This is a genomic window from Nocardioides sp. LML1-1-1.1 (assembly GCF_040676175.1).
Taxonomy (GTDB): Bacteria; Actinomycetota; Actinomycetes; order Propionibacteriales; family Nocardioidaceae; genus Nocardioides.
On record NZ_JBEGHK010000001.1, the window covers coordinates 236,802 to 260,480 of the forward strand.

At 71.4% G+C, this 23,679-nt stretch carries 25 protein-coding genes; 14 read left to right on the forward strand and 11 right to left on the reverse strand.

Going from position 1 to position 23,679, the window contains the following annotated elements; translation table 11 throughout:
• Positions 1-7 precede the first annotated feature (7 nt).
• Positions 8-952: a DMT family transporter gene (locus MRBLML1_RS01130; RefSeq protein ID WP_364510165.1), complete on the forward strand. Its 945-nt coding sequence runs from the start codon at positions 8-10 to the stop codon at positions 950-952.
• On the opposite strand, the gene MRBLML1_RS01135 is transcribed toward MRBLML1_RS01130, so the two are convergent.
• The gene (locus MRBLML1_RS01135; RefSeq protein ID WP_364510168.1) at positions 934-1,875 is read right to left on the reverse strand and encodes a DMT family transporter; all 942 of its coding nucleotides are present in this window, start codon (positions 1,873-1,875) and stop codon (positions 934-936) included. The genes MRBLML1_RS01130 and MRBLML1_RS01135 overlap by 19 nt on opposite strands.
• Before the next feature lie 67 nt (positions 1,876-1,942).
• Here MRBLML1_RS01135 and MRBLML1_RS01140 point away from each other — a divergent pair, with 67 nt between their 5' ends.
• Together MRBLML1_RS01140 and MRBLML1_RS01145 are read left to right on the forward strand one after the other, a co-directional pair.
• Positions 1,943-2,359, forward strand: coding sequence for a YciI family protein (locus MRBLML1_RS01140; RefSeq protein WP_364510170.1), 417 nt, complete (start codon positions 1,943-1,945; stop codon positions 2,357-2,359).
• A 62-nt stretch (positions 2,360-2,421) separates the two neighbouring features.
• Complete coding sequence (locus tag MRBLML1_RS01145) at positions 2,422-3,600, forward strand: fibronectin type III domain-containing protein (protein WP_364510173.1); 1,179 nt, start codon at positions 2,422-2,424, stop codon at positions 3,598-3,600.
• Between the two features lie 3 nt (positions 3,601-3,603).
• Here the strand turns inward: MRBLML1_RS01145 and MRBLML1_RS01150 are convergent, their stop codons facing one another.
• Positions 3,604-4,119: a YbjN domain-containing protein gene (locus MRBLML1_RS01150; RefSeq protein WP_364510175.1), complete on the reverse strand. Its 516-nt coding sequence runs from the start codon at positions 4,117-4,119 to the stop codon at positions 3,604-3,606.
• Positions 4,116-5,399 carry a D-inositol-3-phosphate glycosyltransferase gene (gene mshA / locus MRBLML1_RS01155; RefSeq protein ID WP_364510178.1) on the reverse strand — a complete coding sequence of 428 codons (1,284 nt, stop codon included), beginning with the start codon at positions 5,397-5,399 and terminating at the stop codon, positions 4,116-4,118. Before mshA ends, MRBLML1_RS01150 begins: the two co-directional genes overlap by 4 nt.
• An 83-nt stretch (positions 5,400-5,482) precedes the next feature.
• Here mshA and MRBLML1_RS01160 point away from each other — a divergent pair, with 83 nt between their 5' ends.
• On the forward strand, positions 5,483-6,223 hold the full coding sequence (locus MRBLML1_RS01160; protein WP_364510180.1) for an SDR family oxidoreductase: 741 nt from the start codon (positions 5,483-5,485) through the stop codon (positions 6,221-6,223).
• Here MRBLML1_RS01160 and MRBLML1_RS01165 read toward each other — a convergent pair.
• Positions 6,177-7,331, reverse strand: a complete 1,155-nt coding sequence (locus tag MRBLML1_RS01165; protein WP_364510183.1) for a nucleotidyltransferase family protein — start codon at positions 7,329-7,331, stop codon at positions 6,177-6,179. The genes MRBLML1_RS01160 and MRBLML1_RS01165 overlap by 47 nt on opposite strands.
• Before the next feature lie 241 nt (positions 7,332-7,572).
• Here MRBLML1_RS01165 and MRBLML1_RS01170 point away from each other — a divergent pair, with 241 nt between their 5' ends.
• Genes MRBLML1_RS01170 through MRBLML1_RS01180 form a run of 3 tightly spaced genes read left to right on the forward strand, consistent with a single transcriptional unit; the run spans position 7,573 to position 9,182 of the window.
• A complete protein-coding gene (locus MRBLML1_RS01170) occupies positions 7,573-8,004 on the forward strand; it encodes a lasso peptide biosynthesis B2 protein (protein WP_364513085.1) in 432 nt (143 codons plus the stop codon).
• 1 nt (position 8,005) lies between these two features.
• Positions 8,006-8,911 carry a hypothetical protein gene (locus tag MRBLML1_RS01175; protein WP_364510186.1) on the forward strand — a complete coding sequence of 302 codons (906 nt, stop codon included), beginning with the start codon at positions 8,006-8,008 and terminating at the stop codon, positions 8,909-8,911.
• Positions 8,895-9,182 (forward strand): PqqD family protein, encoded by a 288-nt coding sequence (locus tag MRBLML1_RS01180; protein WP_364510189.1) that lies wholly within the window; start codon positions 8,895-8,897, stop codon positions 9,180-9,182. Before MRBLML1_RS01175 ends, MRBLML1_RS01180 begins: the two co-directional genes overlap by 17 nt.
• A gap of 12 nt (positions 9,183-9,194) precedes the next feature.
• Here the strand turns inward: MRBLML1_RS01180 and MRBLML1_RS01185 are convergent, their stop codons facing one another.
• Positions 9,195-9,884, reverse strand: coding sequence for an aspartate/glutamate racemase family protein (locus tag MRBLML1_RS01185; RefSeq protein ID WP_364510192.1), 690 nt, complete (start codon positions 9,882-9,884; stop codon positions 9,195-9,197).
• Positions 9,885-9,951: 67 nt separating this feature from the next.
• On the opposite strand from MRBLML1_RS01185, the gene typA reads away from it, so the two are divergent.
• Both typA and MRBLML1_RS01195 read left to right on the forward strand, forming a co-directional pair.
• Entirely contained in the window at positions 9,952-11,859 is a 1,908-nt protein-coding gene (gene typA / locus MRBLML1_RS01190; RefSeq protein ID WP_364510195.1) for a translational GTPase TypA, read from the forward strand.
• A 210-nt stretch (positions 11,860-12,069) separates the two neighbouring features.
• The gene (locus MRBLML1_RS01195; protein WP_364510198.1) at positions 12,070-13,152 is read left to right on the forward strand and encodes a hypothetical protein; all 1,083 of its coding nucleotides are present in this window, start codon (positions 12,070-12,072) and stop codon (positions 13,150-13,152) included.
• Between the two features lie 297 nt (positions 13,153-13,449).
• Here the strand turns inward: MRBLML1_RS01195 and MRBLML1_RS01200 are convergent, their stop codons facing one another.
• Entirely contained in the window at positions 13,450-13,935 is a 486-nt protein-coding gene (locus tag MRBLML1_RS01200) for a hypothetical protein (protein WP_364510201.1), read from the reverse strand.
• A 19-nt stretch (positions 13,936-13,954) separates the two neighbouring features.
• Complete coding sequence (locus tag MRBLML1_RS01205; RefSeq protein WP_364510204.1) at positions 13,955-14,296, reverse strand: DUF2200 domain-containing protein; 342 nt, start codon at positions 14,294-14,296, stop codon at positions 13,955-13,957.
• Positions 14,297-14,552: 256 nt separating this feature from the next.
• Here MRBLML1_RS01205 and MRBLML1_RS01210 point away from each other — a divergent pair, with 256 nt between their 5' ends.
• The 5 genes from MRBLML1_RS01210 to MRBLML1_RS01230 all read left to right on the forward strand — a co-directional run bounded on the left by MRBLML1_RS01210 (position 14,553) and on the right by MRBLML1_RS01230 (position 19,520).
• Positions 14,553-16,175: a flavin-containing monooxygenase gene (locus MRBLML1_RS01210; RefSeq protein WP_364510207.1), complete on the forward strand. Its 1,623-nt coding sequence runs from the start codon at positions 14,553-14,555 to the stop codon at positions 16,173-16,175.
• Position 16,176: 1 nt separating this feature from the next.
• On the forward strand, positions 16,177-17,379 hold the full coding sequence (locus MRBLML1_RS01215) for a CaiB/BaiF CoA transferase family protein (RefSeq protein ID WP_364510210.1): 1,203 nt from the start codon (positions 16,177-16,179) through the stop codon (positions 17,377-17,379).
• Positions 17,372-18,298, forward strand: coding sequence for an alpha/beta hydrolase (locus MRBLML1_RS01220; RefSeq protein ID WP_364510213.1), 927 nt, complete (start codon positions 17,372-17,374; stop codon positions 18,296-18,298). The genes MRBLML1_RS01215 and MRBLML1_RS01220 overlap by 8 nt, the downstream gene beginning before the upstream one ends.
• A gap of 60 nt (positions 18,299-18,358) precedes the next feature.
• Positions 18,359-19,099 (forward strand): FadR/GntR family transcriptional regulator, encoded by a 741-nt coding sequence (locus MRBLML1_RS01225; protein ID WP_364510216.1) that lies wholly within the window; start codon positions 18,359-18,361, stop codon positions 19,097-19,099.
• Between the two features lie 136 nt (positions 19,100-19,235).
• Positions 19,236-19,520: a GIY-YIG nuclease family protein gene (locus MRBLML1_RS01230; protein WP_364510219.1), complete on the forward strand. Its 285-nt coding sequence runs from the start codon at positions 19,236-19,238 to the stop codon at positions 19,518-19,520.
• A 216-nt stretch (positions 19,521-19,736) separates the two neighbouring features.
• On the opposite strand, the gene MRBLML1_RS01235 is transcribed toward MRBLML1_RS01230, so the two are convergent.
• The 4 genes from MRBLML1_RS01235 to MRBLML1_RS01250 are packed head-to-tail and all read right to left on the reverse strand — an operon-like array spanning position 19,737 to position 23,631.
• Positions 19,737-20,540 carry an amidohydrolase family protein gene (locus MRBLML1_RS01235; RefSeq protein ID WP_364510221.1) on the reverse strand — a complete coding sequence of 268 codons (804 nt, stop codon included), beginning with the start codon at positions 20,538-20,540 and terminating at the stop codon, positions 19,737-19,739.
• A 16-nt stretch (positions 20,541-20,556) separates the two neighbouring features.
• Positions 20,557-21,306, reverse strand: a complete 750-nt coding sequence (locus tag MRBLML1_RS01240; RefSeq protein ID WP_364510224.1) for an SDR family NAD(P)-dependent oxidoreductase — start codon at positions 21,304-21,306, stop codon at positions 20,557-20,559.
• Positions 21,306-22,433 carry an acyl-CoA dehydrogenase family protein gene (locus MRBLML1_RS01245; RefSeq protein ID WP_364510226.1) on the reverse strand — a complete coding sequence of 376 codons (1,128 nt, stop codon included), beginning with the start codon at positions 22,431-22,433 and terminating at the stop codon, positions 21,306-21,308. Before MRBLML1_RS01245 ends, MRBLML1_RS01240 begins: the two co-directional genes overlap by 1 nt.
• Positions 22,434-22,476: 43 nt before the next feature.
• The gene (locus tag MRBLML1_RS01250) at positions 22,477-23,631 is read right to left on the reverse strand and encodes an acyl-CoA dehydrogenase family protein (RefSeq protein WP_364510228.1); all 1,155 of its coding nucleotides are present in this window, start codon (positions 23,629-23,631) and stop codon (positions 22,477-22,479) included.
• Positions 23,632-23,679: the final 48 nt, after the last annotated feature.

Genomic DNA, 23,679 nt, shown 5'->3' on the forward strand with positions numbered 1-23,679 from the left:
TGGGGGCGTGCCCGACTCCCCCCGCGCGTCCGTCCTGCCCCTGCTCGCCGTCGGGGTGACCCTGGTCCTGTGGGCCAGCGCGTTCGTCGGGATCCGGCACCTGGCCGGCGACTTCTCCCCCGGCGCGCTCTCGCTGGGCCGGCTGCTGGTGGGTGCGCTGGCGCTCGCGCCGGTGGCCCTGCTCCAGGGCCTGCCGCGCCCGGACCGCCGCCAGTGGGGCTCGATCGTCGTCATCGGGGTGCTCTGGTTCGGCGTTTACAACCTGGCTCTCAACGCCGGTGAGCGCCGCATCGACGCCGGCACCGCCTCGATGCTCATCCAGGTCTCGCCGGTCCTGATCGCGCTGCTGGCGGCGACCTTCCTGCGCGAGCGCTTCACCCGCCAGCTCGCGGCCGGCCTGGCGCTGGCCTTCGCGGGCGTGGTGGTCATCGCCCTGGCGACCTCCGGCGGGGAGACCAGCGGCGACCTGCTCGGCGTCGTGCTCTGCCTCGTCTCCGCGGTCGTCTACGCCGTCAGCGTGATCCTCCAGAAGCCGCTCGTCGCGCGGCTCTCCGCCGTCCACGTCACCTGGCTGGCGTGCACGATCGGCATGGTCACCTGCCTGCCGTGGGCCGGCCAGCTGGTCCGCCAGGCGGGGGACGCGCCGCTGTCGTCGAGCCTGTGGCTGGCCTACCTGGGGGTGTTCCCGACGGCGATCGCGTTCACGACGTACGCCTTCGCGCTGCGGCACATGTCCGCCTCCGCCCTGGGCGTGACGACCTACCTGGTGCCGCCGATCACGATCCTGCTCGGGCTGGTGCTGCTCGACGAGGTCCCGCCCCCGGTCGCGTACGCCGGCGGTGTGCTCGCGCTGCTCGGCGTCGGGATCGCACGCCGCTCCCCCACGAAGCCCGCGGCCACCGCGGCGCCGGCGGCCCCGGCCCAGGAGCCGGATCAGGAGCCGGCGGCCTGAGGGTCGCAGTCGACCTCGACGACCACGTCGGCGGCCGGCTCGGTGCTCGCGACCGTCGTGCCGTCGGCCTCGGCGGTCCGGCTGCCCGCGGCGACGAAGCAGCCGACGAGGATCAGCGGGAAGCCGACGAGCATGCCGGTGGTGACCTTCTCGTCGAGCAGCAGCACGCCGAGCACGATCGCGACGGCCGGGTTGACGTAGGTGATGATCGTCGACCGGGTCGGCCCGGCCTCGCGGATCAGCTCCAGGAAGACCACGAACGCCAGCGCGGTGCAGACCAGGCCGAGCACGACGATGCTGCCCCAGGCCTTGCCGGGCAGGTCGGTCGGCGGGTCGGCGATCCCGAACGGCAGGTAGACCAGCGCGGTCAGGGTCAGCGCGCACGCCATCACGCCGAGCCCGGAGACGTCGGAGAACGAGCGGGTCAGCACCAGCGGCCCGGCGGCGTAGCAGACCGCCACGCCCAGCATCTCCGCCACCGCGAGCAGGTCGACGTGGTCGAGGTCCAGCCCGACCAGGCAGGCCACCCCCGCGAAGCCGAGCACCAGGCCGGCCGTCTGGGCGCGGGTGAAGCGCTCCGCGTGCCGGGTGACCAGGAAGGCGAGCGCGCCGAAGAGCGGGACCGCCGCGACCAGGAGACCGGCCAGGGAGGAGGAGATCCGCTGCTCGGCGTGCCCGAGCAGCACCCACGGGATCATGATCTCGATGAGGGCGAACAGGGCCAGGGGGCGCCAGCGCCTCAGCACCGGGCCGACGTCTCCACGGGCCAGGGCCAGCGGCAGCAGGACGAGCGCGGCGAGCGCCGTACGGAGGAAGACCAGGCCGGCCGGCGACACGTGCTCGACGGCGATCCGGATGAACAGGTAGGGCAGGCCCCAGATCACGCACATCGCCAGGAACAGGCTCCACCCGCGCTTCGTCACGACAGCACTGTAGGGACGCGGACCGACAACCGGGCAAGATGGGACTCTCGGACCCTGAGGAGCGCACATGGCGAAGTACCTGCTGCTGAAGCACTACCACCGCAACCACGGCCCGGCGCCGGTCCCCGGCACCGACGTGCCGATGGACGAGTGGACGCCGGAGGAGGTCGCCGCGCACGTGCAGTTCATGCGTGACTGGGCCGACGACGTCCGCTCCCGCGGGGAGTTCGTGGACGCCCAGGCGCTCGCGCCCGAGGGCGCCTTCGTCCGGTACGACGGCGAGGGCCGCCCGCCCGTCACCGACGGCCCGTTCCCGGAGGCCAAGGAGCTGATCGCCGGCTGGATGGTCATCGACGTCGACACCCCGGAGCGGGCCTACGAGGCGGCCGCGAGCCTGTCCGCCGCGCCCGGCATCGGCGGCGAGCCGATCTCGGAGTGGATCGAGGTGCGCCCCTTCCACGAGGAGCCGCCCGCCGGCGACTGAGCGAAGGTAAAGAATCCGGCGATCCGCCGCCGGTCGCGCGGGCGCGGGGCGACAGTGAGCCCATGCGTCGTCGTGCCGGTCTCGTGGGTTCCATCGTGCTGCTCGGGGCGTCCCTGGTGGCCGTCGTCGGCGTCTCCGCGCCGCCCGCGCGGGCCGACTTCGCCGAGCGCTGGTGCGGCACCCCGCTCATCACCCCGTGCATCCAGTCGTTCACCATCAACGGCGTGGCGCAGACGTCGAGCAGCCCGACCGAGCTGGTGCTCGACGGGCCGATGTCCCACACGGGCTACCGCGAGATCAACCTCGAGACGCAGGGCGTCGCGCCCGCGCTCACCGACGACCTGGTGGTGGTCATCAACACCGGCAAGTCGTTCGACCCCCAGCGCATGCTCGGCACCATGCGGCTGGCCGACGTCGACCGGGGCGTCGACGCCTCCGGCAACCACCTGATCCGGATCGCCGGCAAGCCGGTGCGCTGGGCGCTCGGCTGCAACTTCGACGTGTGGCCCTGGGCCTGCCCGGCCACGGCGACCAGCGACGCGGTCCGGTTCGGCGGCGACATCGCCCAGCTCAGCGACCCGGCCGACACCAGCATCGGGATGTACGTCGGCACGAACGCCTACTACAACGGCATCTTCTTCGAGGAGCAGCCCGACGGCTCGCACGCGCTGACGACCGACATCGCCGCGCCGCACTACTACGCCGACGGCAGCACGGTCATCACCGGCTCGATCCGGTTCCGGGTGTCCTACGACCTGATGCGCACCGACATGGGGATCCCCAACCCGGAGACGCTGACCTCGACCAGCCTGGCGGGCGTGGTGAAGACGCCCACCGGCGCACCCGCGGCCGGGAAGTTCATCACCTGGCACGACCCCGACGGCGGCGGCTTCTTCATCGAGGCCTCCGGGTTCACCTTCTCCCGCAAGCAGCTGCTCGTCGACGCCGCTCGGATCACGCCGACCCGCCCGGCGCTCGCCCGCACGGCCCGCAAGACCGCCCGCCGCGGCGTGCTGGTGCACACCAGGGCGTTGCCGCGCGGCGCCCGCGTCACGTCGTACGCCGCCTACTGCCGCAGCGCGTCGGGACATGTCGTACGCGGCAGCGGTCCGGCGGGCTCGTCGGTCGTCGTGGTGACCGGGCTGCGCCGCGGCAAGGCGTACACCTGCAAGGTGGCGGCGAGTTCCAAGGCCGGACGCGGCGCCTGGAGCGCGCCGCGGACCCTGCGCGCGCGCCCCTGAGGCTCAGGCCCCGGGCGGTCCCGGCTGCTCGTCCTGCTCCAGCCAGCCGCGGAAGGCCTCCAGGTTGGCCGTCGACTCACCGCGGTCGTTGCGCCACTGCCACTCCTTGCGGATGGAGGACTCGAAGCCCAGCTCGAGGATCGTGTTGAACGACTCGTCGGCGTAAGTCAGCACCGAGCCGAGCAGCCGGTCGAGGTCCTCGGGCGTGACCGAGGAGAGCGGGAGCCGGGCGTCGAGGTAGATGTCGCCGTGGTGGTCGATGCCGAACGCGACGCCGTACATCTTCATGTTCCGCTCCAGCAGCCAGCGGTAGACCCGCTCGAACTCCTCGTCGGGGCGGCGGCAGACGAAGGCGTGCACGCCCAGGGCGTGCGGGCCGAGGTCGAGCCGGACCGGGGTCTGCAGCTTCTTCTCGCCGGGCAGCGCGAAGCTGAAGACGCCGTCGGTCTCCTCGAACTCGATCTCGTTGGCGGTGAGGTGCTCGCGCACCACCGCGCCCGGGTCGAGGGGCTCGGTCATCGCAGTGCTCCCGCTTCCTCGCGCATCAGGGAGTGTGCGCGTTCGTAGACGGCCAGGGTCTGGGCGGCGGTGGCCTCCCAGGTGAACTGCTCTGCCTGCACCAGCGCACCGGCCGCGAGCCGGTCGCGCAGGTCGGCGTCGACCACGACCCGCTCCAGGGCCGAGGCCCACTCGCTCGCGTCGTGGCTGTCGACGAGCAGGCCGCTGTGGCCATCGCGCACGACGGTGGTCAGGCCACCGACCGCGGCCGCGATGACCGGGGCGCCGGCGGCCTGGGCCTCGGCGGCGACCAGCCCGAACGACTCGTTGTACGACGGCACGGCGACCAGCGACGCGGCGGCGTACCAGCCGGCGAGCTCGCTCTGGGGCACCGGCGGCACGAACCGGACCACGTCGTCGATGCGCAGCTCCGCGGCCAGCTGGGCCAGCGCGGTCGGCCGCTCCAGGCCGCTGCCCGACGGCCCGCCGACCACCGGCACGACGAGCCGCGAGCGCAGCTCCGGGCGGCGGTACAGCAGCTCGGCCACCGCCCGGAGCAGCACGTCAGGGGCCTTCAACGGCTGGATGCGGCCCGCGAAGAGCAGCACCAGCGCGTCGTCGGCGAGGTCCCGCTCGCGGCGGGCACGCCGCCGCTCCGCGGGCGAGAACGGGCGGAACACCGAGGTGTCGACACCGGGGTGGACGACCTCGACGCGCGCCGGCTCGGCGTCGTAGAGGTTGATGAGCTGCTTGGCCTCGAGGTCGGTGTTGGCGATGAGGACGTCGGCGGCCTCGACCACCTGCTCCTCGCCGATCACCCGCTCCAGCGGCTCGGGGGTGTCGCCCGCCGCGAGCGCCTCGTTCTTGACCTTCGCCATCGTGTGCATCGAGTGCACCAGCGGGACGCCCCACCGGTCGCGGGCGAGCGCGCCGACCTGGCCGGAGAGCCAGTAGTGGGAGTGCACGACGTCGAAGTGGCCCGGCGGGTGCGCGGCCTCGGCGCGCAGCACCTCACGGGCGAAGACGCAGAGCTGGCCGGGCAGCTGCTCCTTGCTCAGCCCCTCGAAGGGACCGGCGTGCACGTGGTGCACGGTGACCTGGTCGGAGACCTGCACGACCGGGTCGAGGGCGGAGCTGGTGGCCCGGGTGAAGACGTCGACGTCGATGCCGCAGTCGGCCAGGCGGCGGGCGACCTCGACGACGTAGACGTTCATGCCGCCCGCGTCCCCGGTGCCCGGCTGGTCGAGCGGTGAGGTGTGCAGGCTGATCATGGCGACGCGCCCGATCCGGGACTCCCCCATCCGCCCTCCTTGCGTCCGACTCCTGGCGAACGCCTCAACCCTCTCAGTGTGCCCGGCATTCCCTACCGGGAAAGATGGTGTCCATGAGCACCCGGATCGCAGTCGTGACAGGAGCCTCCAGCGGGATCGGCGCGGCCACCGCGCGCCACCTGGCGGAGGCCGGCTTCGAGGTGGTGTGCGCAGCGCGTCGTACCGACCGGGTCGAGGCGCTCGCCGCCGAGATCGGCGGCCGGGCGGTCGCGTGCGACGTCACCGACGCCGCGCAGGTCGCCACGCTCGCCGAGGAGGTCGGACCGCGCCTCGACGTGCTGGTCAACAACGCCGGCGGGGCCTTCGGGCTCGCCCCCGTCGCGGAGTCCGACCCCGACGACTGGCGGCGGATGTACGACGTCAACGTGCTCGGTGTCCTCAACGTCACCCAGGCGCTGCTGCCCGCCCTGGTCGCCAGCGGCGCGGGCGTGATCGTCAACGTCGGCTCCACCGCGGGCCGACTGGTCTACGAGGGCGGCGCGGGCTACACCGCCGCCAAGCACGGCACGAAGGCCGTCACCCAGACCCTGCGCCTGGAGCTCTTCGACCAGCCGGTGCGGGTCAGCGAGGTGGCGCCCGGGATGGTGCACACCGAGGAGTTCTCCCTGGTGCGCTTCGACGGCGACCAGGCGAAGGCCGACGCGGTCTACGCCGGCGTGCCCGACCCGCTGGTGGCCGACGACGTCGCCGACGCGATCACCTGGATCGCCACCCGCCCGCCGCACGTCAACATCGACGAGCTGGTCATCAAGCCGCGCGCCCAGGCCGCCCAGCACAAGGTCCACCGCGTCTGACCCGGCTGCGCACCAGCGTGCGCAACCGCAGCGCGAGCGCCCGCGGGACCCCGGTCCAGGCGGTGCGTGAACGGACGGGCAGGGCCGCGTGCGCCGGCAGCACCAGGGTGACCGCCGCGTGCCGCAGGTCCGCTGTCGTGCTGAGCGAGGCCAGCCGGTGCCGGAAGGTCAGCGCGCTGCCGGCGCCACCGCCGAAGGAGGCCGGCACGGCGTCACGGTGGTAGCCCAGCGCCCGGTCCACCACCGCGGCCGGCACGCGGTCCAGCCGGTCGTGCACGTGCGCCGGGACGCTGTCCGGCAGCCCGACCGTGGCCCGCGCGATCGCCAGCGAGGCCAGGGCGACCGGGCGCAGCCCGCCGTCGAGGACGGCCGGGTCGCGGGCCAGGCGGCGCAGGTCCACCAACGTCCGCAGCCACACCCAGCCCTCGCGGTGGGCCGCGGAGTGGCGCAGCGCGTCGGACGGGCTCAGCGTGGGCAGCCGGGCCCCGCCGAGCGACACCTCGGCACGGCGGGCGTGCAGCACCGCGAAGTCCGGGTGCGCGCCGGGGCTCGCCTCCAGCCGCCAGTGCAGGTCGACGTCGGCGCCGTGGCCGGCGTACGTCAGCGCGTTGCCCCATCGGCTCACGTACTCCCACGCCCAGGTGCCCGGCTCCACCCGGCCCTCCTCGCGCAGCGCCCAGCCGCCGGCGAGCAACGCCCGGTGCGCCGCCACGACCCGCTCCGGCGGCACCAGCAGGTCCACGTCGCCGGGACCGCGGGCGTCCGCGCGGCCGGTCGTCTGGACCGCCAGCGCCTGGCCCTTGAACGCCAGCACGTCCACGCCGTGCTCCGTCAGCAGCGCGCAGGCGCGCACCGTCTCCATCGCCTGCAGGAGCAGCCGGGGGCGGGCCAGGTCGCGCCCGGCGTCCAGGCCGGCGACCAGCTCGCCCGGCAGGGCGAGCACCGGCGCGGAGGTGCGCAGGAGCTCGCCGACCCGGTGCCGTCGTACGACGGCCAGCAGGGCGGGCACGTCCACCGCACCGAGGTCGGCGGCCCCGACGGGCTGGCCCTCCTCCGCCGCGAGCGCGTCCCGGACCAGGCTCCGGAGCAGGTCGAGGGCGGCGGTCACGGCGCGAGCGTCGCACGCGGCGAACGGGCCGGCAGCGAAACAGAGTTAAAACTCGCCGGCGCCCCGTTCCCTCCCGCGCGGGTCCGCGTTGTGCCAGTGACGACGGTCCTCCCGTCCGCCGTCCGACCCCCTCAGGAGCGCGCATGAAGCCGACCTACGCACCACCCGTCCTCGAGTCCCTCAGCCTCCGGGCCACGCAGGACATCGAGATCGACCTCGACATCAACCTCGGCATCGGCAGCTGACGAACCGAGGCCGGCTCGCCCTCGCGGCGACCTGGGTGCTGCTGGGCCTGACCCGGCTGCTGACCCTGGTGCTGCCGTTCCGGGTGGTCCGACACCTGCTCGGTGACCACCGGGCTCCTCGCACGGCAGCCACGCTGCCACCCGCCGGTCCACGGGAAACCGGCCGGGCGAGGCGCATCGGCTGGCTCGTGCAGGTCGCGGCGACGCGTACGCCGTGGCGTTCCGACTGCTACCCGCAGGCGCTGAGCGCCCGGCTGCTGCTGCGCGCACTGCGCGTCCCGCACCGCATGACCTTCGGCGTACGCCGCGACGAGTCCGGCACGCTCAAGGCCCACGTGTGGGTGTCGGCCGGCGGGGTCACCGTCACCGGTGGCTCCACCCGCGACTGGGCCGAGGTCGGCGCGTTCGTCTGGGTGCCGCGACACTGAGATGCACTTCTCCTGCTACGGCCTCGTCCTCGACAGCGAGCTCCCGCTGCCGGAGCTGACGCCTGCGCCCGCGGCCGTGGCCGACGTGGTGGTCCGGGTGGGCCCGGTCGCCACGCCCGGCCCGGCCGCGGTGCGGGTCCCGCTGGGGATGTGGGTCGACGGCGAAGCGACCGGGGTCGACGTGCCGGAGGTGGGGCGGTTCCTCGCCGAGCGCGGCTCGCTCCTCACCGTCCAGCCGTACGACGGCGTCGACCCCGCCACCGTCCGGCTCTTCCTGCTCGGCACCGCCCTCGGCTGCCTGCTCGTGCAGCGCGGGCTGCTGGTGCTGCACGGCAACGCCTTCCGGGTCGGCTCGGCCTGCGCCGTCGTGCTCGGCCACTCCGGCGCCGGGAAGTCCACGCTCGCCGCCGAGATGCACCGTCGTGGCCTCGACGTCCTCAGCGACGACGTGGTGCCCGTCGACGCCACCGGCCACGCACTGCCGGGCTTCCCGCGGATCAAGCTGTGGCAGGACGCGCTCGACCGGCTCGGCGTGGGCTCGGCCGGCCTGGCCCGGGTCCGCGACGAGCACGACAAGTTCCACGTGCCGATCGAGCGGGCCGCGCTGGCGCCCTTGCCGGTGCGCTGGCTCTACGTCCTGGACCGCCACGACGGGCCGCTGCGGCTGGTCCCGGTGCGGGGCGCGGAGGTCTTCAACGCGCTGCACGAGCACGCCTACCGCAACGAGGTGCTCGTCGGCGCGCACCGTCGTACCCACCTGGTGCGCAGTGCCGCGCTCGCCGCCACCGCCCGGCTCACCCGCGTGGACCGCCCGCGCGGCGTGGACTCGGTGGCCGCCTCGGCCGAGGCGATCCTCGCCGACATCGACGCGACCGAACGGGAGGAACGCCATGCGTGGACGGCCTGAGCGAGCCGAGCGCTGGGTCCGCGCCCCCGGCTGGGAGGCGGTCGAGATGGGCGGTGAGTACGTGATGATGAGCGTCGAGGCCGGGGAGTACTACGCCGTCAAGGGCGTCGCCGCCACGCTCTGGCAGGCGCTGGCCCAGCCGCACGACCTCGACGGGCTGACCGCGCTGGTGGCACAGGAGTACGACGTCACGGCCGAGGACTGCCGCGCCGACGTCATCGCCTTCGTCGAGCAGCTGCGCGGCAAGGGCATGGTCCGGCCCGCCGGCTGAGCCCGCGCGCGGTCAGGCGAGCGCGCGGTCCAGCGCGGCCGCCACGTGCAGCGCGGTCGAGGGGAAGACCGGCAGCTCGGAGTCGGCCTGGCGCACCAGCAGCTCCAGCTCGGAGCAGCCCAGGATCACGCCGCCCGCGCCGGCGTCCCACAGCTCGCTGATCATGCCGACGACGGCCCGGCGGGAGTCGTCGAGGACCTTGCCGTGCACCAGCTCGTCGTAGATGATGCGGTTGAGCTCGTCGTGGTGGCCGGTCTCCGGCACCAGGACGCCCAGGCCGTGGCTGGCGATGCGGTCGGTGAAGAAGGTGCGCGACATCGCGAACTTCGTCCCCAGCAGCGCCACCGTCTCCACGCCCTGCTCCTTGCACGCCTCGGCGACGACGTCGCCCAGGTGGAGCAGGGGGATCTCCACGGCGTCCTGGACCTGCTCGGCGACGCGGTGGAAGGTCGTCGTGCACAGCATCAGGAAGTCGGCGCCGGCCCGCTCGACCGACTGCGCGGCGTCGCGCAGGATCGCGGCCACGCCGTCCCAGTCCTCGGCCTCCTGGAGGGCCGTGACCTCGGCGAAGTCGACGGAGGCGAGGACGCTCTTGGCGGAGTGGTAGCCGCCCAGGCGGTCCTCGACGCCACGGTTCAGTGCCTCGTAGTAGGCCGCGCTGCTCTCCCAGGACATGCCGCCGACGAGCCCGATGGTCTGCATGGAGGGAGTCTAGGGGCGCACGCGACGATGCGAGGCGGAAGGTCCGGCGCCAGTAGGCTGAACCCTCGTGTCCCAGACTCGTCGTACCGATCTCCGCAACGTCGCCATCGTGGCCCACGTCGACCACGGCAAGACGACCCTCGTCGACGCCATGCTGCACCAGGCCGGCGCGTTCAGCGCCCACCAGGCCGAGGGTGTCGCCGAGCGCGTGATGGACTCCGGCGACCTGGAGCGCGAGAAGGGCATCACGATCCTCGCGAAGAACACCGCGGTGCACTACCGCGGCCCCTCCGCGCAGGAGCTCGCCGACGGCGACATGGTCATCAACATCATCGACACCCCCGGCCACGCGGACTTCGGTGGCGAGGTCGAGCGCGGCCTGTCGATGGTCGACGGCATCGTGCTGCTCGTCGACGCCTCCGAGGGCCCGCTCCCCCAGACCCGCTTCGTGCTGCGCAAGGCGCTCAACGCCGACATGCCGGTGATCCTGGTCGTCAACAAGACCGACCGCGGCGACGCCCGCATCGACGAGGTCGTCGACGAGACCTACGAGCTGTTCATGGACCTGCTCGACGACTCGCACTCCCAGGACGCCCTGGACTTCCCCGTCGTCTTCGCCTCCGGCAAGGCCGGCATCGCCTCGCTCACCAAGCCCGAGAACGGCACCCTGCCCGAGGGCAGCGACCTCGAGCCGCTGTTCCGCACCATCCTGGAGACCATCCCCGCGCCGGTCTACGACGAGGGCGCGCCGCTCCAGGCCCACGTCACCAACCTCGACGCCTCCCCCTTCCTGGGCCGCCTCGCGCTGCTCCGCATCAAGCAGGGCACGCTCAAGAAGGGCCAGCAGGTCGCCTGGATGCAGCGCGACGGCGGCGTGAAGAACGTCAAGATCACCGAGCTCCTCGTCACCGAGGGCCTCGAGCGCAAGCCCGGCGAGTCCGCCGGCCCCGGTGACATCGTCGCCGTCGCCGGCATCCCGGACATCACCATCGGCGAGACCCTCGCCGACCCGGAGACCCCGGTCGCGCTGCCGCTCATCCACGTCGACGAGCCCGCCATCTCGATGACGATCGGCACCAACACCTCGCCCCTGGTCGGCAAGGGCGGCAAGGGCCACAAGGTCACCGCCCGCCTGGTCAAGGACCGCCTCGACTCCGAGCTGATCGGCAACGTCTCGCTCCGCGTCCTGCCCACCGAGCGTCCCGACGCCTGGGAGGTCCAGGGCCGCGGCGAGCTCGCCCTCGCCATCCTCGTCGAGCAGATGCGCCGCGAGGGCTACGAGCTCACCGTCGGCAAGCCCCAGGTCGTCGTCCGCGAGGTCGACGGCAAGACCCACGAGCCCTTCGAGCGCCTCACCATCGACGCGCCCGAGGAGTTCCTCGGCACCATCACCGAGCTGCTCGCCAACCGCAAGGGCCGCATGGAGGGCATGACGAACCACGGCACCGGCTGGGTGCGGATGGAGTTCGTCGTACCGGCTCGGGGGCTGATCGGCTTCCGCACCGACTTCCTCACCGAGACCCGCGGCACCGGCATCGCCCACTCCATCTCCGAGGGCTACTTCCCCTGGGCCGGCGAGATCCGCTCCCGCCAGTCCGGCTCCCTCGTCGCCGACCGCTCCGGCGCCGCCACGGCGTACGCCATGACGTCGCTGCAGGAGCGCGGCGTGCTCTTCGTCGAGCCCGGCACCGAGGTCTACGAGGGCATGATCGTCGGCGAGAACTCCCGCGCCGACGACATGGACGTCAACATCACCAAGGAGAAGCAGCAGACCAACATCCGCTCTGCCACCTCCGACAACTTCGAGAAGCTCATCCCGCCGAAGAAGCTGTCGCTGGAGCAGTGCCTGGAGTTCTGCCGCGAGGACGAGTGCGTGGAGATCACGCCTGAGACCGTCCGGATCCGGAAGGTGAACCTGGACGCGAACGAGCGGGCGAAGATGGCCTCTCGGGCGCGGAAGGCGAACAAGAGCTGAGTGCTTGATGCGAGAGGCCCGTCCCTGGTGGGGCGGGCCTCTGGCATTTCGTCTCGTACCGGCGCGTCATTCCGCCCAGACGGATGCGGGCCCGTTTGCCGGAAGTTCGTTCCCGCCACGTCAACCGGAAGGGCTGAGCGTTGGCGACGACCACATCCGGGTCGTTCAAATCGATGGGCCTCGGAGCGCTAGTAGCGGCAGGATTACCCCGTGAGCACGGAACCCGAGTTCAACGAGCCCGAACTGGATATCGAAGCTCTTTTCGAGCAGCTCCAGCGAGGCGGCAGGGAGCGCGAACTAGTGGCTTCGAAGCGCCCCACATCCTCCGAACTGGCCGACGCCCTTCGCCAGTTGGCTGACCTGATCTACAGCGGGTTCGACTTTGAGCGGGTTAACGCATGCGCTGCGAAGGGAATAGGTCCGCGAGACACCTACTCCTGGCAACCCAGAGCGGGGTCAAGAGCCGAGCAGGACGTGACCTTCGTCGACGACTTGCTAGGTACCTTCGTCGCCGATCATGACCTAGTCACTCTCGAGTTCGCCGAAACCAACCCGTTCAGGAATTCGATCGTCTGGGGGATCGGTCTTCTTGCTCAGGCGGTTCAAACAGCGGTCGACCATATGCACGGGATCGCGGACTCGCTCGAATCGGGGCAAACGATCCGCGCACCGCTAACAATGTCACGAACGGTGCTCGAGGCAGCTGCAACGGGTTGCTTCATCTCGGACGCGACTGCCGACAGTCGCGAGCGGTTGAGGCGAACACACAACCTTCGGATGGAAGACATGAAGGAGGGCGCAAACCACCGCTCCGACGACGAGAGCGAGGACTACTTGACTGGCCTTGAAGAACTGGTTGCATTCGCCAGCGCCTCCGGTTTCGAGGTTCGCCAGCCCAGACTCTCCCACTTGGCACCGACCGTCCCGGCCCCTGAGGGCGAAAGAGAAGCCGTCCGATACCTAGTCGAGCGGATCCTCCCAGGCGTTGGTCTATCGACGTATCGCACGCTCTCGACTGTCGCCCACTGCCGTCCAAACGTTGGAGACGTCCTGCCTGACGACTATTCACTCCCGCACGAGATCGACGTCTGGCGCAAGGCAGAGAAGATCGCGTCGTACGCTATTCCCGCCCTAATAGCAGTTCGAGAAATGACAGAACGAGTGACCGCGTATCTCGGCTGGGACGACCACGAGATTGGCACAACGATCTACGAGGTCTTGGACTTCATCTCCGTGGGCGCTGGCTGGAAGGACGCCCAGATCCGCGAGCATCTGGGGCTCCCGCCGACCTGACCGAATCAGTTCGTCAGGTGACGGACGGCGGTGGAAGCGTGGCAGTTTCGGCTACGGGAAACGCCCGGGCTGAGACGCACGCCAGTCCCGACACATCCTGACCCGCCAACCGCAAGTTGCTTCAGCGATCTAGGTGGCGCTCGGCATCACGCGCAGCGGATCGATGAACGAACGCGACCAAGCGATGCCCGACATCGCCAGATGGTTCGTCATCGAGGCGGCTCTCTGGGCGACAAGGTTGAGTTCGACCCTCCGGGGCTTCCCTCAATAGGGGTCGCCCCCCCAGCAGAGCTGGCGTCAGCCGAGCGTGACGTTGGCATCCGTGATCGCGTCGGCGGCCGCCTGGTGCACCCGTGTCAGCACGAGCTCCCCCGCTCGGTTCTGCCGCACCCCCACGTTGTCGATCAGCGCATTGGCGACGCCCAGCGCAAGCCCCGCCGCAGCCATCCCGAGAAACAGCCCGGCGAGCTCCTTGCCAGAGGCAATGCTGATGACGGCGAGGACGAAGCCGCCTCCGCCGATGAGCCATGCGAGGCGGTTGCGGCGGCGCCAGCGGTCGTGCACCTCGTGCAGGAACGGTACGTCGATCCGGTAGCGCCGGGAGGAGCCGCTGGTTGCGACCAGCCAGCTCAGGAAGCTGAAGATGACGAGGAAGTCGACCCAGCCGGGGGTGGTGCTGCCGCGGAGGGTGACCTGCTGAGTGGTGGGGCGGCCCGTCTTGACGCAGACGCCGGTGTCGACGTTCACCGTCGTACCGACTCGTCCGACCACCACCCTCGCCATGGCAGCAGCGTAGGCGATCTCAGCCGCGGAGGACCTTCTCCATCGGCCGGCCCTTGGCGAGCTCGTCGACCAGCTTGTCGAGGTAGCGGATCTTTTGCATCAGCGGGTCCTCGACGTCCTGGACCTTCACCCCGCAGACCGAGCCGGTGATGAGCGAGGCGGCGGGGTTGAGCGTGGCGACGTCGAAGAAGTCGAGGAAGGTCGTCTCGGCGGCCAGATGCGCGGCCAGCTCGGACTCGGAGAAGCCGGTGAGCCAGCAGATGACCTCGTCCAGCTCCGCCTGAGTGCGGCCCTTGCGCTCCACCTTGGTCACGTAGTGGGGGTAGACCGAGGCGACGCTGGTGGTGAAGATCCGGTGCACGGTGACACGGTACGACGGATGGTCTCGACAGGCTCGACCAGCGCGGCTTGGGCCTCGACAGGGGCGACCAGCGCGGCTTGGGCCTCGACAGGGGCGACCGGCGGGGCTTTGGTCTCGGCAGGCTCGACCAGCGGGGCTTGGGTCTCGGCGGGGTCGACCGGCGGGTGGTCTCGACAGGCTCGACCAACGGCGCCTTGTGACCCGCCTCACCACAATGCTAATATTCATGAGCATTGTTTACGGAGAGGACCGAACGTTGCGTGCGACACCCCCGGCCGAGCTCGACGTCCTGGTCGTCGGAGCCGGCTTCTCCGGGCTCTACAGCCTGCACCGCCTGCGCACCCTGGGCCGCACGGTCCACGTCATCGAGGGTGACGACGACCTCGGCGGCGTCTGGTACCGCAACCGCTACCCCGGCGCGCGGTGCGACATCGAGAGCGTGGACTACTGCTACTCCTTCGACGACGCGATCGTGCAGGAGTGGACCTGGACCGAGCGCTACCCGGCGCAGCCGGAGATCCTGCGCTACATCAACTTCGTCGCCGACCGGCTCGACCTGCGCAGCGGGATCACGTTCGACACCCGGGTCACCGCGATGCACTGGGACGCCGAGGCCGCGCACTGGCGGGTGACGACCGACCAGGGCGACCGCCTCGTGGCGCGGCACGTGATCATGGCGAGCGGCCAGCTCTCCAAGCCGCAGCTGCCCGCGATCGACGGCATCGCCGACTTCGAGGGCGTCCTGGCGCACACCGGTGACTGGCCGCGCGAGGGCGTCGAGCTCAGCGGCAAGCGGGTCGGCGTCATCGGCACGGGCTCCTCGGGCGTGCAGACCGTGCCCCAGGTGGCCAAGCAGGCCGGTCACCTGACCGTGTTCCAGCGGACCGCCCACTACGCGATCCCCGCCCGCAACCACGACCTCGACCCGGCGTACGTCGCGGACCTCAAGTCGCGCTTCCAGGAGTACCGCGAGATCGCCCGTCACCACCCCGGCGGTACGCACCGCCACATCGGCACCGAGTCCGCGCTGGACGTCGACCCGGCCGCGCTGGAGGAGACCTTCCGCGGGCACTGGGAGCGCGGCGGGCCGGACATCCTCGCGGCCTACCGCGACTTCCGCACCGACGAGACGGCGGCCGAGAAGGCCGGGGAGTTCGTCAAGCAGCGCATCCGCGAGATCGTGCAGGACCCCGAGACGGCGGAGCGGCTCTGCCCGAAGGGCTACCCGTTCGGCTCCAAGCGGCTGGTGCTGGAGATCGACTACTACACGACCTTCAACCGCGACAACGTCTCGCTCGTCGACGTCGCCGCCGACCCGATCACCCGGGTGGACGGCAGCGCGATCGTGCTGGAGAGCGGTGCCCGGCACGAGCTCGACGTACTGGTGCTCGCCACCGGCTTCGACGCACTCACCGGCCCGCTCTTCGCCATCGACATCCGCGGCACGGACGGCCGCACGCTGCCGGAGGCGTGGGCCGACGGGCCGCGCACCTACCTCGGCATCGGCACCCACGGCTTCCCCAACCTGTACGTCGTCGCGGGCGCCGGCAGCCCCTCGGTCATCAGCAACGTGCTGATCTCCATCGAGCAGCACGTCGAGTGGATCACCGACTTCATCCAGCACCAGTTCAAGAACGGCATCGTCAGCGCGGAGGTGGACACCGACGCCCAGGACCGCTGGACCCAGGAGGTCTACGACGTCGCCGCGCCCACCCTCTTCATGAAGGGGAACTCCTGGTACCTCGGCGCCAACGTGCCGGGCAAGCCGCGGGTCTTCTCCCTCTACCTGGGCGGGGTCGGGCACTACCGCGACATCTGCGACCAGGTCGCCGCCGACGACTACGCCGGCTTCACCCTCACCGACGCGAAGGACGCCTGACATGACCGCCTCCCAGGGACCTCTCGCCGGCATCCGCGTGATCGAGGCCGGCTCGATGTACGCCGCCCCGACGGCCGGCCGCATGCTGCGCGACTTCGGCGCCGACGTGATCAAGATCGAGGACCCGAGCGTCGGCGACTTCGCCCGCCAGTGGCAGCCGGCCCACGAGGGCACCGCGATCGGCTTCGCGCGGCTGAACTCCGGCAAGCGCTCGGTCGGCATCGACATGCGCCGCCCCGAGGGCCGCGACGTGCTCAAGCGGCTGGTGGCCGACGCGGACGTGCTGATCGAGAACTTCCGCCCCGGCCGGATGGAGGCCTGGGGCATGTCCTACGACGAGCTCAAGGCGATCAACCCCGGTCTGGTGATGACCCGCGTCAGCGGCTTCGGCCAGACCGGCCCCTACCGCGAGCGCCCCGGCTTCGGCACCGTCGCGGAGACCGCCAGCGGCTACGCCTTCCTCAACGGCTGGCCGCACACGCCGCCGACCGCCCCGCCGTTCGGCTTCGCCGACTCGATCGCGGGGATCTCCGCGGCGTACGGCACGGCGATGGCGCTCTTCAACCGGGGCCGCACCGGCCTCGGCAGCGAGGTCGACGTCGCGCTCTACGAGCCGCTGATGTTCATCCTCGGCGACGCGGTGCTCAACTACACCTCCTCCGGCGAGATCATGCAGCGCCACGGCAACGCGTCCGGTGCGGCCTCCCCGCGCGGGATCTACCAGGCCGCGGACGGCGGCTGGCTCTCGATCGCCGGCTCCAACCAGGCCATCGCGATGCGGCTGTTCGAGGCGATGGACCGCCGCGACCTGCAGACCGACGAGCGCTACGCCACGAACGTCGCGCGGATGGCGAACAACGAGGCCCTGCAGGCGATCGTCATCGACTGGGTCCGGCAGCGCCCCCGCGACGAGGTGCTCGCGATCCTCGACGAGCACGAGGTCGTCGCCGCGGCGGTCAACGACTCCAGCGACATCGTCGCCGACCCGCACTTCACCGAGCGCACGCTCACCGCGCTGACCGGCAGCAAGCTCGGCGGCGACGCCCTGGTGCCCGGCCCGATCCTGCACGTGCGCGAGTACGACGGCCCGTCGTACGACGGCGTGCCGGCGGTCGGCGAGCACACCACCGAGGTGCTCACGGCGGCCGGCCTGAGCGCCGACGAGCTCGGTGCGCTGGCAGCCGACGGGGTGGTCAGTGGCTGACCTGGAGGCCGGCCTCGCGGCGCTCCGGGACGCCGCTGCGGGCAACACCCCCATGGTCAGCCTCTCCCCCGCCGAGGCGCGCGAGCGCGTCGTCCTCGGCAACCGGCTGTGCGCCGACGGGCCCGACGTGAGCGTCACCGACCTCCCCGCCGGCGACGGCCGCCCGGTCCCGGTGCGGGTCTACGAGGGCGACCAGGCTCTCGTCACCCTCGTCTACGCGCACGGCGGCGGCTGGGTCACCGGCGACCTCGACTACGCCGACGAGCTGCACCGCTTCCTCGCCGCCGAGGCGGACGTGCGCGTGGTCAGCGTCGACTACCGGCTCGCGCCCGAGCACCCCTTCCCCGCAGGCCTCGACGACCTCGCGGCGACCTGGACCTGGGTCGCCGCGACGTACGACGAGCCGCTGGCCCTCGGCGGTGACAGCGCCGGCGGCAACCTGGCCGCGGCGCTCGCGGTGCGCGGGCCGCAGCCCGGGCCGTCGTTCCTGGTGCTGGCCTACCCGGTGCTCGGGCGGCCGGGCGGGACCGCGTCGTACCGGCGCCGGGCGGGGGCGTTCCCCACGGGTGCCGCGGACATGCGCTGGTTCTTCGAGCACTACCTCGCGGGGCAGGAGCCGGGCGACGTATCGGATCTGGTGCCGATCTCCGCGCCGGATCTCGTGCACCTGCCACCCACCCACGTGGTGGTCGCCGGGCACGACCCGCTGCACGACGAGGGCGCGGCCCTGGTCACCGCGCTCGACGCCCTGGGCGTGCCCGCCACGCTCAGCGACCACGAGGACCTCTGCCACGGCTTCCTGCGCTTCACCGCGGTGTCGGAAGGGGCCCGTTCGGCCCGCTCGGCGCTGGTCGCGCAGGTAAAGAGGCTCGCCGCAGGTGCGGCGATCCCTGCCGAACGGACGAATTCATGCCTATGATTCAGCAGCCCTACCCGCCGATCCTCGGTGACGGGATCCGGCGAAACCAGAGGTGAAGCGATGAGTTCCACTCCGATGCGGCCCCAGAAGACCGCGATGCTGCTCGCGCAGCGCATCGTCGGCGACATCAACCGGCGGGGCAACACCGTCGGCGACCGGCTGCCCCCCGAGCGGATCATGCTCGAGGACTACGAGGTCGGCCGGGGCACGCTGCGCGAGTCGCTGCGCTTCCTGGAGCTGCAGGGCGTCATCTCGCTCAAGCCCGGCCCCGGCGGCGGCCCGGTCGTCCAGCACCCCGACGCGGCCAGCCTCGCCACCTCGCTCACGCTGCTGCTGCAGTTCGCCAACGCTCCCTTCCGCACGATCGCCGAGGCCCGCGGCGGCCTGGAGCCGATGATGGCCCAGCTCGCGGCCGAGCGGATGACCGACGAGCAGCTCGCCTCGCTCAAGGCCAGCGTCGACAACATGCACGACCACCTCGACGACCAGACGGTCTTCCTGGAGGAGAACAAGCGCTTCCACGACGTCATCGCGCACGGCTCCGGCAACGCGATGTTCGGCTACCTCGTCGACGCGCTGCTCGGCATCCTCGACGGCTCGGCGATCGGCATCGACTACCCCGAGGTACGCCGCTCCGCGGTCCACAAGGCGCACCTCAACATCTACGAGGCGATCGCCCAGCGCGACCCCGCCGCGTCGGCCGAGGCGATGCAGGACCACATCCAGCAGTACCTCAAGTACGCCGAGAAGAAATTCCCCGACGTGCTCTCCGCCCCCATCGTGTGGGGCAACGGCTCCTAACCCCGCCGGTCGAGACCCCCGCCGGTCGAGCCTGTCGAGACCAGAAACCATCCACAGGCCCGTCGGACACCCTCAGTTCTCCACAGGCGAGCCAACGTCGTTCGACACCCGCGCGCCCGGGTCTGATCCTGGCGGCATGAACGCCTACTGCTACATCCTCGAGTGCTCCGACGGCTCCTACTACGTCGGCAGCACCCTCGACCTCGAACGCCGCGTCTCGCAGCACCAGCTCGGCCTGGGCGCCGCCTACACCAAGCGTCGGCTCCCCGTCCGGCTGGTCTGGTACGAGCACTTCACCCGGATCGATGCGGCATACGCCCGCGAGAAGCAGGTCCAGGGGTGGGGGCGGGCGAAGCGTCGAGCATTGATCGAAGGGCGGACCGGCGACCTGCCGATGCTGGCGCGGTGTCGGACGGAGTGAGGTCTCGACAGGCTCGACCCACGGGGCTCGACCCACGGGTGGTCTCGACAGGCTCGACCCACGGGTGGTCTCGACAGGCTCGACTCACGGGTGGTCTCGACAGGCTCGACCTGCGTGATGGTCTCGACAGGCTCGACCTGCGGGGGCTCGACCAGCGGTGGTCTCGACAGGCTCGAGCAGCGGGGGTCTCGACAGGCTCGACCAGCGGGGCTCGACCTACGGCGCCCAGGGCGAGTCGATCCCGAGCAGCCCGGCGAGCGTCCCGCCCAGCACCTTCTTGGTCTCGTCGTCGGACAGGCCGAGTGAGTCGATCGCCTCGATCTCCTCGGCGGGGCTGGTCATCGGCCAGTCGGAGCCGAAGACGATCCGCTCGGCGCCGTGCTTGCGGATCAGGTCGCGGACCCGCTCGGGCCGCAGGGCGCTGAGGCTGGGTGGCCAGCTGGTCTCCAGCACCACGTCGGCGCCGGCCAGCATCTCCTCGGCGTCGTCGAGGATCTTGTAGCCGCCGAAGTGGCAGGCCATCAGCCGCAGTGCCGGGAACTGCTGGGCGATGTCGCGGATCATGGCCGGGCTGGAGAGCTTGTTGGCCTCGGGCGAGCCGCCCTCGCCGACGTGGGTGATGACGGCGAACTCGTCACCCATCGCCTCGAAGATCTCCCACAGCCGCGGGTCGTCGAGGCCGAAGCCCTGGAAGAGCGGGTGGATCTTCACCGCGCGCACGCCGTGGCGGCGCAGGCTCGCGAGGTTCTCCTCGGCCGACAGCTCGACGTGCACGGTGCCGAAGCCGAAGCGCTGCTCGGAGGTCAGGCCGGCGACGAAGCGGTTGACCGAGTCGACGTGCCGCGCCTCGTTGGCGATGCCCAGGCAGCAGCTGATCTCCACGCCGCTGGCGGCCATGTCGGCGGTGAGCCCGTCGACGGTGCCGTCGCCGCGGGCGTTGAGGTCGGGCAACCGGTTGGCCGAGAGCGCGATCTCCGCGATCTTGTCGGGCCAGACGTGGGCGTGGGCGTCGATGATCACGCGGTCTCCTCGGGGATCAGAGCTTGCCGGACTCGCCACCGTCGACGACGAACGTCGCCCCGGTGGTGAACGCCGACGCGGGCGAGACGAGCAGGCAGGCCAGCGGCACGATCTCCGACGGGTCGGCCATCCGGCCCGCAGGGATCTTCGCGATCCGCTTGGCGTGCAGCTCGGGCGACTCGGTGACCGCCTTCTGCGCCTCGGTGACGAAGGCGCCGGGCGCGATGCAGTTGACCTGGACGTTCTTGGCGGCCCACTCCGCGGCCAGTGCCTCGGTGAAGCGGACGACGGCGCCCTTGGAGGTGGAGTACGGCACCAGGAAAGGCTTGCCACGCAGGCCGGTCGTGGAGGCGACGTTGACGATCCGGCCGGCGCCCTGCTCGATCATCCGTACGCCGGCCGCCTGGGCGAGCAGCATCGGCGCGACCACGTTGACGGCGAGCGCGTCCTTCCAGATCGCCGGGTCCTGGGTGGCGAACTTGCCCGCCGGCGCGATGCCGGCGTTGTTGATCAGCCCGTCGATCCGGCCGTGCCGGGCGATCACCTCGGGCACGAGCGCGGCGACGGAGTCCTCGTCGCGCATGTCGGCCTCGACGGTGGAGATCCGGCCGGCGCCCTGGGCGGCGACCTCGGCGAGGCTGTCCTTGGAGCGGGCGGCCGCGACGACGTACGCCCCCTCCTGGGCGAGCGCGATCGCCATCGCGGCGCCGAGCCCGCGGCTGGCGCCGGTCACGAGGACGACGCTGCCGGTCAGTCCGAGGTCCATCAGCGCGCGCCCTTCGCGAGCCGCCGCGCGAGGGAGTCGAGGAGCACCTCGGTGGCCCCCTCGTAGACGCGCAGCGGCCGGGCGTTGCGGTAGAGCCGCTCGATCTTCGAGCCGCGGACCAGGCCGAAGCGGCCCATCGTCTGCAGCGAGCGGTCGACCACGGCGGCGGCCGCCTCGGTGGCGTGCACCTTGGCCATCGAGGAGTAGTCGAGGTGGCCCAGCGGGTCGTTCTTCGCCAGCGCCGCGGCGCGGTAGACGAACGCCCGCGCCGCCTCGACGTCGGTCCAGGACTGGGCGAGCTTCTGCGAGACGGCGCCGAGCTCGATGAGCGGCTTGCCGAACTGCTCGCGTGCCAGCGCGTGGTCGCGCGCCTCGTCGAGCGCTGCCTGGGCGAGACCGACCCCGGAGGCGGCGACGGTGACCCGGAAGACCGCCAGGGTCTGCAGCATGAGCGAGAACGCCTTGCCCGGTACGCCGAGGCGGTGGTCCGCCGGCACCCGGACGTCGGTGAACGTCAGCTCGCCGAGGATGTGCGGCGCGATCAGGTCCGCGCCGCGCTCGATCGTCAGCCCCGGGGAGTCGGCCGGGACCAGCACCATCGACCAGCCCTCGCCCTCGCGGACGAGCGTGCAGTAGAAGTCCGCCGCGCCACCGTTGGTGATGAAGGACTTGCGGCCGTTGACGACCATCTCGTCGCCGTCGGCCACAACCGTGGTGGTGACCGCGCGCAGGTCGGAGCCGACGTCGGGCTCGGTGAGCGCGAGGCCGGCGATCGCCTCCAACGAGGCGACCTTCGGCAGCCAGTGCGCCTTGAGCTCCTCGGAGCCGCCGGCGGACAGGGAGTAGCTGCCGACGCCCTGCATGCCGAACATCGAGTCCAGGTGCGCGGAGGAGTACATGAGCGCCTCCCGCACGACCGCGATCGTCAGCGGGTCGAGCACCTCCGAGACGCCGCCGTGCTCGGCGGTGACGACGTGGCGGGCCAGCCCGCTCTCGGCGAGCAGGCTGCGCACCTTGGGGTGCACCTCGACGTACTCGTCGGCCTCGTCGGCGAAGGGCTCGACGGCGGCGGCGAGCTCGCGCGCGCGGGCCTGGATCTCCCGGTGCTCCGGGCTGAGGTCGAACATGGCTCCATCCTCCCTGCCGCGGTCGCGGCAGTCACGGGTCGCCTCAGCGACGCTGGTCGAACTTGCGGCCGAGCACCTCGGACACGATGCGGATGCGCTGCATCGTGGGCGTGCCACCGGCGATCGCCCAGCCGTGGGCGTCGCGGTGCAGCCGCTCGAGGCCGTACTCCTCGGTGTAGCCGTTGCCGCCGTGGATCTGCATCGCCAGGTCGGTGACCCGCTTGGCCATCTCGTTGGCGGTGCACTTGGCGAGCGAGACCTTGAGCGGGTCGGGCATGCCCTTCGCGTCGACGGAGTCGGCGGCCTGGTCGCGCAGGAGGCGCGCGGCCTCGACCTGGAGGACCATGTCGGCGAGCATCACCTGGATGCTCTGGAACTCGATGAGCGGCTTGCCGAACTGCTCGCGCTCCTCGACGTACTTGAGCGTCTTGTCGAGCGCGGCCTGGCCGATCGCCAGGCTCATCGTGGTGTTGCCCATCCGCTCGATGGAGAAGACGCCGAAGAGCTTCCCGAAGCCGCCGGCCGGTACGACGATGTTCTCCTCGGGCACCTCGACGTTGTCGAAGTAGAGGTCCGCCGAGGGGATGCCGCGGAAACCCATCAACCGCTCGGAGGCGCCGAAGGAGAAGCCCGGCGTCTCCTTGTCGACGACGACCGCACCGATCCCCTTCGCGCCCGGGGCGTCGGAGAGGCGGCAGTAGACGACGTACTGGTCGGCCTCGCCACCGTTGGAGATCCAGCGCTTGTTGCCGTTGATGACGACGGTGCCGTTGGTGACCTTCGCGGTGGTGCGCATGTCGGTCGCGGCGGAGCCGGCGTCGGGCTCGGAGATGCCGACCGCCATGGTCTTCTCGCCGGAGATGATGGCGGGCAGCCAGCGCTGCTTCTGCTCGGGCGTGCCGAGGTGGTTGATCACCTGCGCGGGACCGGTGTTGGCCTCGAAGACCTGGAAGGCCGCCGGACGGCACACCTTGCCGAACTCCTCGACGACGGCGAGCGCCTGCGCCAGCGGGGCTCCGGAGCCGCCGTACTCCTCGGGATGGGCGATGCCGAGGAACCCCAGCTCGCCCAGCTGCCTGCGCTGCTCGCGGGAGACAGGCGTGCGGTGCACGTCCATCGCCTCCGCGACCGGTCCGTAGACCTCGCGGGCGACCCGGGCAGCCAGCTGCCTGATCTCCGCGTACTCGTCGTTCGCCACGACATCCTCCTCCACAGTTGTAATCATTATCCTAGATTCACTGCCAGG

What these genes read in the sequence shown, in the direction of transcription:
- MRBLML1_RS01240 (WP_364510224.1), bottom strand. Translation starts at nt 21,306, where the DNA reads ATGGACCTCGGACTGACCGGCAGCGTCGTCCTCGTGACCGGCGCCAGC.
- MRBLML1_RS01145 (WP_364510173.1), top strand. Translation starts at nt 2,422, where the DNA reads ATGCGTCGTCGTGCCGGTCTCGTGGGTTCCATCGTGCTGCTCGGGGCG.
- MRBLML1_RS01180 (WP_364510189.1), top strand. Translation starts at nt 8,895, where the DNA reads ATGCGTGGACGGCCTGAGCGAGCCGAGCGCTGGGTCCGCGCCCCCGGC.
- mshA (WP_364510178.1), bottom strand. Translation starts at nt 5,399, where the DNA reads ATGGGGGAGTCCCGGATCGGGCGCGTCGCCATGATCAGCCTGCACACC.
- MRBLML1_RS01150 (WP_364510175.1), bottom strand. Translation starts at nt 4,119, where the DNA reads ATGACCGAGCCCCTCGACCCGGGCGCGGTGGTGCGCGAGCACCTCACC.
- MRBLML1_RS01175 (WP_364510186.1), top strand. Translation starts at nt 8,006, where the DNA reads ATGCACTTCTCCTGCTACGGCCTCGTCCTCGACAGCGAGCTCCCGCTG.
- MRBLML1_RS01160 (WP_364510180.1), top strand. Translation starts at nt 5,483, where the DNA reads ATGAGCACCCGGATCGCAGTCGTGACAGGAGCCTCCAGCGGGATCGGC.
- MRBLML1_RS01200 (WP_364510201.1), bottom strand. Translation starts at nt 13,935, where the DNA reads ATGGCGAGGGTGGTGGTCGGACGAGTCGGTACGACGGTGAACGTCGAC.
- MRBLML1_RS01185 (WP_364510192.1), bottom strand. Translation starts at nt 9,884, where the DNA reads ATGCAGACCATCGGGCTCGTCGGCGGCATGTCCTGGGAGAGCAGCGCG.
- MRBLML1_RS01140 (WP_364510170.1), top strand. Translation starts at nt 1,943, where the DNA reads ATGGCGAAGTACCTGCTGCTGAAGCACTACCACCGCAACCACGGCCCG.
- MRBLML1_RS01230 (WP_364510219.1), top strand. Translation starts at nt 19,236, where the DNA reads ATGAACGCCTACTGCTACATCCTCGAGTGCTCCGACGGCTCCTACTAC.
- MRBLML1_RS01215 (WP_364510210.1), top strand. Translation starts at nt 16,177, where the DNA reads ATGACCGCCTCCCAGGGACCTCTCGCCGGCATCCGCGTGATCGAGGCC.
- MRBLML1_RS01225 (WP_364510216.1), top strand. Translation starts at nt 18,359, where the DNA reads ATGAGTTCCACTCCGATGCGGCCCCAGAAGACCGCGATGCTGCTCGCG.
- MRBLML1_RS01245 (WP_364510226.1), bottom strand. Translation starts at nt 22,433, where the DNA reads ATGTTCGACCTCAGCCCGGAGCACCGGGAGATCCAGGCCCGCGCGCGC.